Source organism: Mesorhizobium sp. 8 (assembly GCF_006351905.1).
Taxonomy (GTDB): Bacteria; Pseudomonadota; Alphaproteobacteria; order Rhizobiales; family Rhizobiaceae; genus Mesorhizobium; species Mesorhizobium composti.
Map to the genome: position 1 here is coordinate 1,767,372 of NZ_CP040914.1, position 14,792 is coordinate 1,782,163.

A 14,792-nucleotide genomic window follows, 5' to 3' on the forward strand; every position below is an offset into this window, starting at 1 on the left:
CGGCAATGATTAGCGTGTTAACTTCCCCTCCGGTACATTGCCTGTGTACCGCTATTGTCAGCCAGGCCCGCGTCAAGACGGACAGCCGATAGGAGGAGACCATGCAGGTTGCTGCCCGGCATGTGGACGTCGCCGACGGCGACGCTTTCCTGTCCGCATCGCGGATGCTGTTCGGCCCGATCACCCAGCGCTTCGCCCGGGGAACGGCGCCGTCGATCCCGGAGCTCGTGTCGGTACGGCTCGGCGTGTGCCGGCTGTCGGAAATCCGCGCCATGTCGCATCTGGTGGTGAACGACCGCGCCTTCCGGCGCAGCTTCGATCCCGATTCGATCAAGATCCTGATGCAGCGCTCCGGCCACAGCCGCTTCGAGCAGCAGTCGCATTCGGTCGATCTCCAGCCGCAATCGGCGATCATCTACGACCCGGTGCGCAACTATTCGCTACAGAACCTGTCGCGCGTCGACCAGCTCATCCTGCAGGTGCCGCGCTCCACCTTCGGCGACGACATATTGGCCCGCCTTGCCCGGCCGGTCCCGCTGCCGGCCGGCGACGACAGCCTCACCCACATCGTCTCCGGCCTCATGCAGATGGCCATCGGCGAAGCCCACCGCATGGACGAGGCAAGCTGCCAGCGCGTCGGCGAAAGCCTGATCCAGCTCGTCAACGGCCTGATCCGCGGCAAGCCGGCCACGCCCGAATTCCGCCCCTCGCCGCTCGAAGCCCTGCGCGAGCGCATCGTCGCCTATATCGACGCCAATCTTGGCCGCAGCACTCTGTCGGCCGAAGACATCGCCCGCCACATGGGCTGCTCGCGCCGCTACCTGCACCGCGCCTTCGAGGGCGAGGACATGACGCTGGAGCGGCTGATCTGGGACCGGCGGCTGGAGCGCAGTCGCGAGGACCTTTTGTCGGCCGCCAGAAGCAGCGCCTCGATCTCCGAGATCGCCTTCGCCTGCGGCTTCAATTCCAGCGCCCACTTCTCGCGCGCCTTCAAGAGCAAGTTCGGCACCGCCCCCCGCGCCCTGCGCGAAACGGTCAGGACGCCGCTGCACTGATCGGAACTATCCCCGCCGTACCAGCCCCGGCAGGCCGAAGCCGATGCGCGCCAGCCCCTTGGGCAGGAACAGCATCGCCAGGATGATCGCCAGCCCCGACACCACCGGGTGGTAGTCCGGCACGACGATGCGCGCGAGATCGAAGACCGCATACATGACGAAGGCGCCAAGAACTGGTCCCATCAGCGTGCCGGTGCCGCCCACCACCGTCATCATCAGCGGCAGGAGCATCCAGTCGAGGTCGAAGACGGAATCCGGCCCGACATGAAAGATGTAGTAGGTGTAGAGGCTGCCGGCGACGCCGGAAATGAAGGCGCTGCTGGCGAAGGCGGCGATCTTGACCTTCAGCGTGTCGATGCCGTTGGCCGAGGCAGCCATCTCGTCGTCGCGCACGGCGATCAGCGCCAGCCCGTAGCGCGAGCGCATCAGGAGACCGATGGCAATGGTGACGGCGACCACCAGGCCGAGTCCCGTCCAGTAGTGCGGCAGCAAGGTGTCGAAGGTGCTCGACGGCGCCACGATGCCGAAGGCGCCGCCGGTGAAGTCGCCGCCGTTGACGAACAGCACCTTGACGATCTCGCCGAAGCCGAGCGTGCCGAGCGCGAAATAATCACCACGCAATTTCGACAGCAACGGCCAGCCGACCAGCGCCGCGCCCACGGCCGCGACCAGCCCGGCGATGGCCATCGTCACCGGGTCGAAATAATAGATGCGCGGATGGCTCTCATAGAGCGATCCCCAAAGGTAGTTGCCGCTCCACAGGATCGCCGTCGCATAGGCGCCGAGGCCGAAGAAGGCGTGGTTGCCGAGGCTGATCTGGCCGCCGAAGCCGGCGATCAGGTTCCAGGCCTGCGACAGGATCGCATAGATGAAGACGAAGAACAGGAAGCTGAAGGCATAGCTGTCGATCGCCCCCGGCCAGAACGGCAGCAGCCCCAGCGCGGCGGCAATGACGGCCCATATCCACATGCTCGCGCGCATCGTCATGCCTTCTTGTAGGGCCGGCCGAACAGGCCTTCGGGCTTGAACATCAGGACAGCCAAAAAGACGCCGTAGGCGACCGCATTCGTCCAGCTGCCGCCGACGAAGAACTGCACGTAAGCTTCGATCAGGCCGAGGATGATGCCGCCGGCCAGCGCGCCGGCGACGCTGCCGATGCCGCCGAGTGCCAGCGCCACCAGCGCCTTCAGGCTGAAGATGAAGCCGGCGAACGGATTGAACGGGAAAGTGGTGGCGACCGCCACGCCCGCCGCCCCGGCAAGCGCAATGCCGACGGCGAAGGCGATGGCGTTGACCCGGTGCGGACTGATTCCCATCAGGCTCGCCGCCGTCATGTCTTCCGACGCCGCGCGCACCGCCTTGCCGACCAGCGTCTTGCGCAGGAACAGCATCACCAGCCCGGTGCCGGCCAATGCAATGAGGAAACCCATGGTGCGGGTGAACGAGGTGCGGATGCCGAGGATATGGATGCCGCTCGCCGTATAGCTGGTGACGACGCCGGCCGTGTTGCCGCCCCAGATCACCGTCATCAGATTCTCGGCCAGGAACATCAGGCCGACGGCGATCAGCAGCGAGATGTTGCGGTCTTCCTCGACCGCCGCCTTGCGGAACAGGCCCTGGTAGATCAGCCAGCCGGCGGCGAGCCCGACCGGCACGACGATGACCAGCGACAGGAACGGGTCGATGCCGAAGCTCTGGAACAGGGCGCGCACGAAATAGGCGGCGAGGATGATCATCGCCCCCTGCGCCAGAAAGATCAGCCGCATGGTGCCGAAGATGAGACTGAGGCCCACCGCCGCGACGCCGTACATGGCGCCGCCCAGCGCACCGTTGAGGGAGAGTTGCAGGAATATCTGTGGCGGCGGGAAGTCGAACATCGTCACAGCTCCAGCACGCCCATATAGGCTTTTTGGATTTCGGGATCGGCGATCAGCTCAGCACCCGTGCCCTGCATGGCGATCTCGCCGGTCTTCAGCACGAAGGCGTAATCGGCGATCTTCAGCGCCTGGTGGATGTTCTGCTCGACCAGAAGGATGGTCACGCCCTGCCCGTGCAGCGTCTCGATCAGGAAAAACATCTGCTGCACCACCAGCGGGCTCAGGCCGATGGACGGCTCGTCGAGGATCAGCAGCTTCGGGTCCGACATGGTGGCGCGCGCGATCGCCAGCATCTGCTGCTCGCCGCCCGACAGCGATCCCGCCTTCTGGCCGGCGCGCTCCTTCAGGCGCGGGAACAGCGCATAGGCCTTGTCCAGCGCCTGCCGCATGTTCGCCCGCGCCTTCGGCTGGAACGCGCCGAGTTCGAGGTTCTCCAGCACCGTCATTTGCCTGAACAGGCCGCGCCCTTCAGGCACATGGGCGATGCCCATGCAGGCGATCGCCTCCGGCGCCAGTCCCGCCAGCGAGATTCCGTCGAGCCGGATCGCGCCGCGCCGCATCGGCAACAGGCCGGAAATCGCGCGCAGCATCGTCGTCTTGCCGGCCCCGTTGGCGCCGACGAGGGCGACTACCGAACCCGCCTCGACATGGATCGACACGCCCCACAGGGCGCGCACGTCGCCATAGGCGACTTCGAGATCGGAAACCTCAAGCAGCCGGTTCGCCAAGATAGGCCTCTATGACTTTGCGGTTGGCGACGACTTCGGCGGGCGTTGCGTCGGCGATCTTGACGCCATGGTCGAGCACGACGACACGGTCGCAGACCTTCATGATGGCGTCGACCTTGTGCTCCACCCACAGGATGGCGATGCCGCGTTCCTGACGCGTGCGGCGGATGACGTCGACCATCTGCCGGATTTCCGTCGGGTTGAGGCCGGCCATCGGCTCGTCGAGCAGAAGCAGCGCCGGCTGCGAGGCCACCGCACGCGCGATCTCCAGCAATCGCCGGTCCGACAGCGTCATATGGCGGGCGGGCATGTCGCGCCTTGCCGAAAGCCCGACGAGATCCAGCGCTTCGTCGGCTGCCTGCGCCGCGTTCTGCGTCCGCCCGCCGGCGCCGTAGACGGCGCCGACCATGACGTTCTCGCGCGCCGTCGTCGTCAGGAAAGTGCGCACGAGCTGGAACGTGCGGGCGATGCCCAGCCGGCAGATCCTGTGCGGCGCGACGCCGGTGACGTCCTTGCCCAGAAAACGGACCTTGCCGCGCGTCGGCGCATAGATCGCCGTCATCACGTTGAACAGCGTCGACTTGCCGGCGCCGTTCGGGCCGATCAGGCCGACCAGTTCGGCCCGCGCCACGGCAAGGTCGATGCCATCGAGCACGACAAGGCCGCCGAAGCGCATCTGGATGGATTCGAGACTGAGGATCGTCTCGCTCTGCTGCATCGTCGCTTCCTGTCCCGAAATCCCGGCCTCTGCGCCACCCGTCCGGCTACGATGGCCTTTGCGGAAACGGCGCCTCTCCCCTCGTTGGAGAGGCGCCGCCCCTCCGATCAGCGCTTGTCCCAGGCCGGAGCCGGCTTGTAGGTCCAGTCGCCGTTCGGATAGATGAGTTGGTGGCGGCCCTGCCACCATTGCGTGGCGACCGAGGGAATGAGCGCGAAGCCGGTTTCGTCGAACTTCAGGTCGCCGACGACCGTGTCCTTGAACTCCTTGTTTAAGATCGCGTCGTGCACCTTGTCGGCGTCGGTCGAGCCGGCCCGCTCGATCGCCTGGAACAGAACCTGGGCGTTGGCATAGAAGGCGCCGACCGTGACGGAATCCTTCTTGAATTCCTTGTCGTAGCGTTCGCCAAGCTCCTTCGCGCCCTTGTAGGGGAAGCTCTCCGACCAGAAGCCATCCGTCAGCACATAGTCGGAATCCGCTCCCAGCGCGTCGTGGAACTCACCCGTCCAGGTGCCCTTCCAGCCGTGGAAATAGGGAACCGAGAAGCCCAGTTCCTTCATCTGCCGGATCAGCGTGATGGTGTCGGCCGGCGAGCCGAAGACCAGCATGGCATCGACATTCGCCGCCTGCAGCTTGGTGATGAGCGCCGAATCGTCGGTCGCGCCGATGGCCCACGGATCGTTGACGGCGAACTTGTAGCCGTACTTCTCCGCCGCCGCGACGAAACCGGCGCCGAAGCCCTTGCCGTCCGGCGAATCCTCCGTCACCAGCGCCGGGTTCTTCGGCCGCTGCTCCGGCGGCAGCTTCTGCCAGATCTCGAACGGCACTTCCGAACCCGGACCCGGATGGAAGAAGAACAGCGCCGAATATTTCAGCTTCAGCGGCTGCCACTCGAACGGAAAGCAGGTCGTGATCATGTAGAACTTCTTGTACTTCTCCGCCACGATCGCGCCGGCGATGTTCATCGGTCCCGAATGCGTCGACAGAAGGATGTCGACCTTCTGCACCTTGATCAGGTTTTCCAGCGCCGCGGCGACCTTGCTTTCCGAGCTTTCGTCGTCGGCCACCACCAGCTTGACCGGCAGCTTCTTGCCGTCGATCTCGATGCCGCCTGCCTTGTTGATGTCGGCGACCGCCTGCTGGTAGGCCCATTCCTGTTCCTTGCCGTCGCCGGCCAGCGGTCCCGTCAGCGAGATCGGCGCGCCGACGACGATTTCGCCGTCTCCCGCCACCGCAACCGTGATGCCGCCGAGCGTCAACGCACTCGACAGCGCCAGCCCGGCCAGAATTCCCTTCAGCGTAGTGTGCATGCCTTCCTCCCATTGATCGTCCCGGCCGGGACGGCACCGCCGCCACGCCGTTTATCGCCGCCTCAGCGCATCGCCTCGGCAACCAGTTTGGTGTCGGTGAACTGTTCGAAGCGCACGACCTTGCCGTCCTTGAGGTCCCAGACATGGACGACGCGCGCCGACATCGCCTTGCCGGTCTTGCGATAGGTGCCCGAATAGGTGCCGATGCCGACGACCGTGTCGCCGCCGTCGACCAGCCGCTCCAGCTTGAAGGTGTAGCCGTCCCAGTCCTCGCCGAGGCGCTTGAAGACGCCCTCGATGATTGCCGGCGCACCGACATAGGTGCCGGCGCAGGGAAACCCCACCATCTCGGTCCAGGCGGTGGCAGGCGTGATCGGCGCCATCATCGCCGCCATGTCGTGCGCGTCGGAGCCGGCGTAATGCGCCTTGATCGTCTCGTAGTTCTTGCCCATGCGCTTTGCCCACGCCGGTCAGACCGGCGCGGCCCCCTTGTCGTAGGTGGTGGTGGATTTCTTCTCGATGAAGGCGCCGGCCGGCTTGTTCTCGACGGTGCCGGTGCTGGTGACGCCGAGGAACTTCCCCGTCGAGCGCATCGTCTGCCAATTGTAGAAGAACAGCGAGGCGACCGGGATGATGAACTCGCGAAAACCGAACACGTACTGGCCTTCGTCGAACTTCCAGGTCGTGGCGAGGTCGACGTCGCCATGGCCGCGCTGCACGCCGACGAGGTTCTGCCAGGCATAGCGCTGCGACGACAGATAGATGTGCTCGTAGAGATGGTTCGGACTGTAGCGGTAATGCGCGGTGAGCCCGATCAGGTCGCGCGTCGGTCCCGGCTCGATGCCGCCAAGCACCGGCGCATCGCCCAGCACCCCCGCCGACCAGACCTGCGCGACGCGTGGCTCGCCCGGCTCCTCGGCGGCTTCGCGCACCCGCTCGCGCACCGACATGACACGCCCGGTGCGGGTGTTGACGACGAAGGCCTCGTCCTCGGTCAGACGTGCGGCGAAGGTCATGTTGATGAAGAAGGTGCCGGGCGCCACTTCCAGCGCCTCGTACCAGTCGGCGCCCGCGTCGGTCCCTTCGCTCCACGCCACCGTGTTTGCGGCGGTGAAGGCGAGGTCGACGGTGCGCCCGGTGTTGAGCGAAATCTTGAACGTCCGCCCGACGAGCGCCGCCGTGTTGGGCAGCCTGTTGGTGGCGATGCCTGCGGCGAAATCGTCGAAGTGCTTCCAGTCCTTCGGCCTGCTCTGATCGGTCATCGGGAACGCTCCTGCACGGGGATTAGTCGACAAAGGCCAGGGTGGGCAGGTCGACGACGGAGGCGCCGCCGTCGACGGTGAGGATCGAGCCGTTCATCATCGCCGCCTCGTCGGAGGCTGCGAAGCAGATGACGTTGGAAACCTCCTCTGGCGTCGCCGGGCGGCCGAGCGGCACGTCCTTCGTCACCAGTCGGTAAGCCTCCTCCACCGATGTCAGTTCATGCTTGGCGACGATCACGCCCATCTGTTCGTCGGCCATGGCGGTCGAAACCCAGCCTGGGCAGACGATGTTGGTGCGCACGCCCTGCCGGCCGTAGTCGCGCGCCAGCGATTTGCCGAGGCCGATGCAGGCGTGTTTCATCGTCACGTAGCCGGCCGCTTGCGGCCCGGCGAACAGGCCGGCGATCGAGGCGACGACGACGATCGAACCCTTGCGCGAAATCAGGTCCGGCAGGCATTCGCGCGCGGTGACGAAGGCGGTGTCGAGGTTGAGCCTTGTGGCCAGCGCCCAGGTCTCGTCGCTCATCGAGATGGTCGGCCCGACGCCGTGGCCGCCGGCATTGGCGAGCAGGATGTCGACCGGCCCGTAGCGGTCGTGCACCTTTTCCAGCGCCGCGCGGACCGAGACGGCGTCGGCGGCATCGCCCTCGACGATCAGCCCGCCGGTGTCTTTCGCCACCGCCTCCAGCGGCTCGCGCCGGCGACCCATCAGGACGACGTTCGCACCTTCCGAGGCCATGCGTCGCGCCACGGCAGCACCGATGCCGGTGCCACCGCCGGTGATGAAGGCCGTCTTACCGGAAAATCTCATGATTCCTCCAGATGCCGGGTCCGCCGACCTCATGGCGGCAATGTGCGCCGCCCCGTTCGTCCCGTCTTGTCCGAGCGGGAACTTTGTTTTGACTGAGCGCGCACTCGCCCCCGCCGACGGTTGAACCCTCCCGACCACGCTCCTAACGCTTTGAGACAAGCGGCAGCGAGCCGCCGAGGAGGTTTCCCATGAACGAAAGAGCCGTGCCGCCGATCAGCGCCGCCGCAGCCGCCTTCCTGTCGCGGCCGCATCGCCCCTTCGTCGGCGGCCGCTTCATCGATGGCAGCGGCGACGGCCTGCCGGTGGACGATTCCGCCACCGGCGAGATCGTGGCGCGGGTTCCCGAAAGCGGCGCGGCGATCGTCGACCGGGCGGTGAAGGCCGCGCGCGCCGCGCTCGAAGGGCCGTGGGGCCAGATGCACGGCGTCGAGCGCGAGCGGCTGATGCTCAAGCTTGCCGACGCCGTCGAGGCCGACATCGACCTGCTCGGCGAGATCGAGAGCATCGAGAACGGCAAGTCGATCGGCGTCGCGAAAATGCTGTCGGCCGGCGGCTCGGCCAACTGGCTGCGCTACTATGCCGGCTGGGCGACCAAGATCGAGGGCGCGACGATGGACGTGGCGATCCCGATGCCGCCCGGCGCCAAGCACCACGCCATGACCGTCATGGAGCCGGTCGGCGTCGTCGGCGCCATCGTGCCGTGGAACTTCCCGCTGATGATCGGCGTATGGAAGATCGCGCCTGCGCTCGCCGCCGGCTGCACCATCGTGCTCAAGCCGCCGCAGGAAACGCCGCTCGGCCTGCTGCGCCTTGCCGAATTGGTCGAGCAGGTCGGCTTTCCGCCGGGCGTCGTCAACATCGTGCCCGGCTCCGGCGCCGTCACCGGCGAGGCGCTGATCAACCACCCCGGCATCGACAAGCTGACCTTCACCGGCTCCACCGTGGTCGGCAAGCGCGTCGGCCACGCCGCCGTCGAGCGCGTCGCCCGCTTCACGCTGGAACTCGGCTCGAAGTCGCCGATGATCCTGTTGTCCGACATGGAGGACGGCATCGAGCCGCTGGTCGCGGGGCTCGGCATGTTCTTCAACCAGGGCCAGGTCTGCACCTCGGCCTCGCGCATCCTGATCGAGAAATCCATCTACGACCGCACGCTTTCGCGCCTTGCCGAGATCGCCGATTCCATGACGCTCGGCGCCGGCCGCGACGAGGCCGCCCAGATCAACCCCGTCGTCTCGGCCAGGCATCGGCAAAGCGTGCTGGGCTATCTCGACCGCGCGCTGGAAGCCGGCGGCGAGCGCGTCAGCGGCGCCCGCGCGGTGCCCGCAAAAGGCCACTACATCGCCCCCACCATCCTGCACAACGTCAGGCCCGATTCCGAGATCGTGCGCGAGGAGGTGTTCGGCCCGGTCGTCGCGGCGATGCCGGTGGCCGACCTCGACGAGGCGATCCGGCTCGCCAACGACACGCGCTACGGCCTCTCCGCCTCGGTGTGGACGCGCGACCTCGGCAAGGCGATGACCGCCGTCCATGGCCTGAAGGCCGGCACGGTCTGGGTCAATTCGCACAACACGCTCGACCCGGCCGCCCCCTTCGGCGGCTTCAAGCAGTCCGGCATCGGCCGCGAGCACGGCAAGGCGGCGCTCGACAGCTACCTGGAGACCAAGACCGTCATCATGAGATACGCCTGAGCCGATGGAGGACGCGCGTTACGACTACATCGTCGCCGGCGCCGGATCGGCCGGCTGCACCGTCGCCAACCGCCTCGTCAACGCCGGCAAGCGCGTGCTGCTGGTCGAGGCCGGCCCGCGCGACGACGACAGGTTCATCCACATGCCGGCGACTTTCGCCAGGGTCATCGGCACGAACCGCAGCTTCATCTACGAATCCGAACCCGAGGCCAGCGTCGGCGGGCGGCGCCTGCCGATCCCGCAGGGTCGCACGCTGGGCGGCGGCTCGTCGATCAACGCCATGCTCTACATTCGCGGCCAGCGCGAGGACTATGACGGCTGGCGCGACCTCGGCTGCCCCGGCTGGGGCTGGGACGAGGTGCTGCCCGTCTTCAGGCGACTGGAGCGCAACGAGAGGCTGGACGGCCCGCTGCACGGCACGACAGGCCCCCTTCCCGTCTCCGATCCGCGCCATCGCCACCCGCTGTCGCTCGCCTATGTCAAGGCGGCGCAACAGGCCGGCTACCGCTACAATGACGACTTCAACGGCGAGCGGCAGGAAGGCGTCGGCTTCTATCAGACGACGACGGCGAACGGCGTGCGCCAGTCGGCGGCGACCGTGTTCCTGAAACCGCTCATCGGCAATCCCAATCTCACCCTCGTCACCGACGCGCAGGTGGGCGCCGTCAGGCTGGAAAACGGCGCCGCGCGCGGCCTTTCCTACACCGCCGACGGCCGCACCGTGCAGGCCTCGGCGAAGGAAGAAGTGATCCTGGCGGCCGGCGCGCTGGCGACGCCGAAGATCATGATGCTGTCCGGCCTCGGTCCGGCGGCGCATCTGGCAGCGCTCGGCATCCCGGTCGTCCGCGACATGCCGGGCGTCGGCCGCGACCTGCAGGACCATGTCGCGACGCCCGTCTACGCGGCAACGAAGCTGCCGGTCTCGCTGCTCGGCCAGGACAAGGGCCTGAAGGCGCTGCGCCACGGCCTGCAATACATGCTGTTCGGCACCGGCCTTCTCACCTCCAACGTTGTCGAGAGCGGCGGCTTCTTCGACACCGACGGCGACGGTCGCCCCGATATCCAGTTTCATGTCCTGCCGGTGATGATCGAGAATGCCGTGCACGGCTCAGTCGAGCAACACGGCATGGAACTGAACCCCTGCGTTCTGCGGCCGAAGTCGCGCGGCAAGGTGGAACTGCGCTCGCGCGATCCGAACGAGCCGATCCGCTTCACCACCGGCTTCCTGTCGCAACCGGACGATCTCGAACGGCTCGTTGCGGGCGTGAAGGTCGCGCGAAAGATCCTGCGCCAGCCGGCTTTGCAAGCGGTAATCCGGCAGGAACTGAAACCGGGCGCGGCCGACGACCTGCCCGAACAGGCGATCGTCGACCACATCATGCAGACGGCCAAGACGGTCTACCACCCGGTTGGCACCTGCCGCATGGGCACGGACGAAGGGGCGGTGGTGGATCCGCACTTGCGCGTCCGCGGCGTGCCCCGCCTTCGCATCTGCGACGCGTCGATCATGCCCCGTCTGACCAGCGGCAACACCAACGCCCCGACGATCATGATCGCCGACCGTTGCGCGGAGTTTGTCCTCGGGCGGTAGCCATCCTTTGCCGTTGCAAGACGGCTTTCCGTTCCTTCGTCATCCCAAGGCGGGTGCGTGCGCTGCTGCATCTCCTTCGTCTTCCTATGGCGGAGCAGGCCGACCGTCGTGACCATAGGATCCATGCCTGAACGGCTTGGCCGCATGAGACGGTGGGGAAAGCGTATCGTTCTGCGCCGCCTCGCATAGCATCAATGTTCCGGCATGGATCCCCGGGTCGCGCCCTTCGCTACACTCGGGCTTGCCCGAGGATGACGATGCGGAGGGGCTTCGCAAAAAATCTCCCGAAACTTATCCACCTCTCCCGCACCCGCTCCATACTTGGCGGCAGCTTCCCGCGCGGGAACACCGGTCATGACGGTGATTGCGTGGCGGGGAGCCGGCGCCTCCGGTGGCTGCTCAACGTAAGCAACCGCCCGGGGAGGTTCCGTCCTAGGGTTCCCCTGGGGGTAATACGGCCCCCGCGCGCTGGACGAGCGCTTTAAACTTCGGCCGGTGGCGGCGCAAATGCCTTCATCGTGTGCCGTGGCGAAGCGGAACGGACGGGAACAGAAATCGCCGGACGGCGGTCTTCGGGTCGCAGTTAGTAAAAATTCGGCAGCGTTCCGACGACCGCCGTCTTCCCAACCTCAAGCCATCAAGGTCCGCTCTTTGACAATGGCCAGACGGAAGAGATTCCGGGCGTGGCGAGGACGAAGCGCGCCTCCCCTCACCCCAGCGAAATCCACGCCGTCTTCAAATCCGTGTACTTGTCGAACGCATGCAGCGACTTGTCTCTTCCGAAGCCGGACTGGCCGAAGCCGCCGAGCGGCACGGTCAGGTCGGCGCCGCCATAGGTGTTGACGTGGACGACGCCGGCACGGATCGCTCGCACCATGCGGTGCGCGGTGGCAAGGTTGGCGGTCCACACCGCCGAGGCCAGCCCGTAGACGGTTGCGTTGGCCAGTTGCACCGCTTCCGCCTCGTCCTCGAAGCGCGACACCGCCAGCACCGGGCCGAACACCTCTTCCCGCGCCAGCCGCATCGAAGGCGTCACGCCGTCGAAAATCGTCGGCTCCATATAGAAGCCGCCCGTCTCCTCCAGCACGCGCCGCCCGCCGGCGACGAGCCGCGCGCCCTCGCGTTCGGCATCCGCGACATGGCCGAGATCCTTGGAAAGCTGCTCGGCGCTGGTGACGGCGCCAGCATCGGTGCCGAGGTCGAGCGGATCGCCGACCTTCATCTTTTTCGTGACAGTGACGAGCTTGTCCATGAAGGCGTCGTAGACGGATGCCTGCACCAAGAGCCGTGAGCCGGCCACGCAGACCTGGCCGGAATTGCGAAAAATGCCGAAGGCCGAGACCTTCGCCGCCTTGTCGAGGTCCGGCGCGTCGGCGAAGACGATGTTGGGCGACTTGCCGCCGAGTTCGAGGTGCACGCGCTTGAGGTTCGAGCGGGCCGAATATTCGAGCAGCCGCCGGCCGACAGCACCCGAGCCGGTGAAGGCCAGCGCATCGACATCCATGTTGAGGCCGAGCGCTTCGCCGGTGACGGCACCGCGCCCGGTGACGATATTGAAGACGCCTTCCGGCACGCCGGCCTCGGCGGCGAGTTCACCGAGCCTGAGCAGCGTCAGCGACGCGGCCTCCGCCGGTTTCAGCACCACCGAATTGCCGGCGGCGAGCGCCGGCGCAACCTTCCAGGCGCCGATCATCATCGGAAAATTCCATGGCACGATTGCCCCCACCACGCCGAGCGGCTCGCGGTGGACGAGGCCGAGCACGTCCGGCGCGGTCGGCGCGATCTCGCCATATACCTTGTCGATGGCCTCGGCGTAGTAGCGGAAGGTTCCGGCGGCCGACAGCGGCTCGGCCTTGTAGGCCATGCCGATCTCGGTGCCGTTGTCGCGCACGCCGAGCACAGCGAGTTCCAGCGCGTTCTTCTCGATCAGGTCCGCCAGTTTCAGCAGCACCTTCTTGCGCTGCGCGGGCGCGGCGCACGACCACCCGCCTTTCTCGAACGCAGCGCGGGCGACGGCCACGGCACGGTCGACATCCTCGGCACCGGCATCGGCGATGCTGCCGATGACGCGGCCGTCGATCGGGCTGACGACATCGAGCGCCCCACCGTCGACCGCCTGCACGCGACGTCCGCCGATCCACAATTGCTGGTCGCCGACAGGCAGGGTGCGCAGGCGGTCGATAGCGGACTGGTCCAAGATGATCTCCGTCAGAATTGCTGGCTGCCGAGGCGGGCGAAGGCTGCGGCATCGCGCCCCTTCAGCGCAACCGCCAGAAGATAGCCGACGATCGCCGCGATCAGCACCAGCGACGGCAGGAACCAGCCGAGCACGCCGGACGCGCCCGACAGATTGCCGAAATTGGTGACGATCTGGAAGATGATGAACAGAAGCGCAAGCCCCGCCAGCGTCGGCAGCACCCTGGACTTCAGCGCGTTCGGCTCCAGCGACGGGTTGCGCGCGAAGAACGCCACCACCGAGGCCGAGGTAAGCGCCATCAGCACGATGATGCCCAGCGTGCCGACATTGGTGAGCCAGGAGAACAACGCCAGCACCGGGTCCTGCCCGGTGGCTGCGAACAGCGCGATCACCACGACGGCGATGGCGGTCTGCACCAGCGAGCCGACATGCGGGCTCTGGAAGCGCGGATGCGTGACGCCGAGCGCTTCCGGCAGCAGCTTCTCGCGGCCGGCGACGTAGAAGTAGCGGGCAACGCCGTTATGGAAAGCGGTGACACCGGCAAACAGCGAGGACACGAACAGGATGCTCATGAGCTGGGTGAGCAGCGGCCCGACATAGCGGTCAGAGAGGCCGAACAGGAAGGTCGTCGGGTCCTGCAGCCCCTGTAGCGTCGGCACCAGCTTGTCGATGCCGGCGCCGTTCGCCATCAGCCAACTGGTGAACATGTAGAACAGGCCAATGATGAGAACGGAAATGTAGGTTGCACGCGGCACCGTGCGCGCCGGCTCGCGTGCCTCTTCCGAATAGATGGTCGTCGCCTCGAAGCCGATGAAGGCGGCGAAGCAGAACAGCAGTCCGATGGCCGGCGAGCCGGACAGCATCTGCGTCGGCGTGAAGGGCGCCAGGCTGAGCCCCGCGTCGCCGCCCTTGAACAGGATCGCCGCGTCGACGACGAGCACCACCAGATATTCGAGCAGCACCAGCACCGTCAGGATCTTCGCCGACAGGTCGACACGGCGGTAGCCGAGCACCCCGACCAGCGCGATGCCGACGAAGCACCACACCCACCATGGCAGGTTGATGCCCCAGCCGGCGAACACGCCGGACGTCGCCGCGCCGAACAGGCCGAACACCCCGATCTGCATGCAGTTGTAGCTGAGGATGGCGATCAGCGCCGCGGCACCGCCGGGGTTCCCGCCCAGTCCCCGCGCCGTATAAGCGTAGAAGGCGCCGGCATTCGCCACATGCCGCGCCATTGCGACGTAGCCGACGGCGAAGACCAGCAGCAGGAGAGTGACGAGCAGGAACGTGCCGGGAATGCCGGCGCCGTTGCCCATCAGCATGGAAAGCGGCACACCGCCGGCCACCGCCGTCAGCGGCGCCGCCGCCGACACCACCAGGAACGTCACCGCGCCAACGCCAAGGCTGTTGCGGCGCAGCCGGTTCGCTTCGCCCGTCGCAGGCGCTGTCTTGTCCGTATCGATCGTCGTCATGTCTGCCTCCCTCCCGCCAGGCGCCTCGCGCCGGATCCGAGCATTCCCTGTGCCGCCACGCGGTTCTCGCGTCGTTTCAT

Annotated in this window: 13 protein-coding genes; 3 read left to right on the plus strand and 10 right to left on the minus strand. The window is 66.7% G+C overall.

Annotation, left to right across the window (positions count from 1 at the left end; translation table 11 throughout):
* Nucleotides 1-101 precede the first annotated feature (101 nt).
* Nucleotides 102-1,055 carry a helix-turn-helix domain-containing protein gene (locus FGU64_RS08540; protein WP_139952378.1) on the plus strand — a complete coding sequence of 318 codons (954 nt, stop codon included), beginning with the start codon at nucleotides 102-104 and terminating at the stop codon, nucleotides 1,053-1,055.
* 6 nt (nucleotides 1,056-1,061) lie between these two features.
* Here the strand turns inward: FGU64_RS08540 and FGU64_RS08545 are convergent, their stop codons facing one another.
* From FGU64_RS08545 to FGU64_RS08580, 8 genes are all read right to left on the minus strand, one after another.
* The gene (locus FGU64_RS08545; RefSeq protein WP_180375660.1) at nucleotides 1,062-2,036 is read right to left on the minus strand and encodes a branched-chain amino acid ABC transporter permease; all 975 of its coding nucleotides are present in this window, start codon (nucleotides 2,034-2,036) and stop codon (nucleotides 1,062-1,064) included.
* Nucleotides 2,037-2,038: 2 nt separating this feature from the next.
* Nucleotides 2,039-2,932, minus strand: coding sequence for a branched-chain amino acid ABC transporter permease (locus FGU64_RS08550; RefSeq protein ID WP_139952383.1), 894 nt, complete (start codon nucleotides 2,930-2,932; stop codon nucleotides 2,039-2,041).
* Nucleotides 2,933-2,934: 2 nt separating this feature from the next.
* Nucleotides 2,935-3,648: an ABC transporter ATP-binding protein gene (locus tag FGU64_RS08555; protein ID WP_210239071.1), complete on the minus strand. Its 714-nt coding sequence runs from the start codon at nucleotides 3,646-3,648 to the stop codon at nucleotides 2,935-2,937.
* Entirely contained in the window at nucleotides 3,641-4,378 is a 738-nt protein-coding gene (locus FGU64_RS08560) for an ABC transporter ATP-binding protein (protein ID WP_139952389.1), read from the minus strand. The genes FGU64_RS08555 and FGU64_RS08560 overlap by 8 nt, the downstream gene beginning before the upstream one ends.
* A 107-nt stretch (nucleotides 4,379-4,485) precedes the next feature.
* Nucleotides 4,486-5,688, minus strand: a complete 1,203-nt coding sequence (locus FGU64_RS08565; protein ID WP_139952393.1) for an amino acid ABC transporter substrate-binding protein — start codon at nucleotides 5,686-5,688, stop codon at nucleotides 4,486-4,488.
* A 62-nt stretch (nucleotides 5,689-5,750) separates the two neighbouring features.
* Complete coding sequence (locus tag FGU64_RS08570; RefSeq protein ID WP_139952396.1) at nucleotides 5,751-6,140, minus strand: nuclear transport factor 2 family protein; 390 nt, start codon at nucleotides 6,138-6,140, stop codon at nucleotides 5,751-5,753.
* 18 nt (nucleotides 6,141-6,158) lie between these two features.
* Nucleotides 6,159-6,950: a MoaF C-terminal domain-containing protein gene (locus FGU64_RS08575; protein WP_139952399.1), complete on the minus strand. Its 792-nt coding sequence runs from the start codon at nucleotides 6,948-6,950 to the stop codon at nucleotides 6,159-6,161.
* Between the two features lie 22 nt (nucleotides 6,951-6,972).
* Nucleotides 6,973-7,761: an SDR family oxidoreductase gene (locus tag FGU64_RS08580; protein WP_139952401.1), complete on the minus strand. Its 789-nt coding sequence runs from the start codon at nucleotides 7,759-7,761 to the stop codon at nucleotides 6,973-6,975.
* A 188-nt stretch (nucleotides 7,762-7,949) separates the two neighbouring features.
* On the opposite strand from FGU64_RS08580, the gene FGU64_RS08585 reads away from it, so the two are divergent.
* On the plus strand, nucleotides 7,950-9,449 hold the full coding sequence (locus FGU64_RS08585; protein ID WP_139952405.1) for an aldehyde dehydrogenase family protein: 1,500 nt from the start codon (nucleotides 7,950-7,952) through the stop codon (nucleotides 9,447-9,449).
* 4 nt (nucleotides 9,450-9,453) lie between these two features.
* Nucleotides 9,454-11,040: a GMC family oxidoreductase N-terminal domain-containing protein gene (locus FGU64_RS08590; RefSeq protein WP_139952408.1), complete on the plus strand. Its 1,587-nt coding sequence runs from the start codon at nucleotides 9,454-9,456 to the stop codon at nucleotides 11,038-11,040.
* 709 nt (nucleotides 11,041-11,749) lie between these two features.
* Here FGU64_RS08590 and FGU64_RS08595 read toward each other — a convergent pair.
* Nucleotides 11,750-13,240, minus strand: a complete 1,491-nt coding sequence (locus tag FGU64_RS08595; RefSeq protein ID WP_139952411.1) for an aldehyde dehydrogenase — start codon at nucleotides 13,238-13,240, stop codon at nucleotides 11,750-11,752.
* Nucleotides 13,241-13,248: 8 nt separating this feature from the next.
* Nucleotides 13,249-14,712 carry an APC family permease gene (locus FGU64_RS08600; protein ID WP_139952415.1) on the minus strand — a complete coding sequence of 488 codons (1,464 nt, stop codon included), beginning with the start codon at nucleotides 14,710-14,712 and terminating at the stop codon, nucleotides 13,249-13,251.
* Nucleotides 14,713-14,792 lie beyond the last annotated feature (80 nt).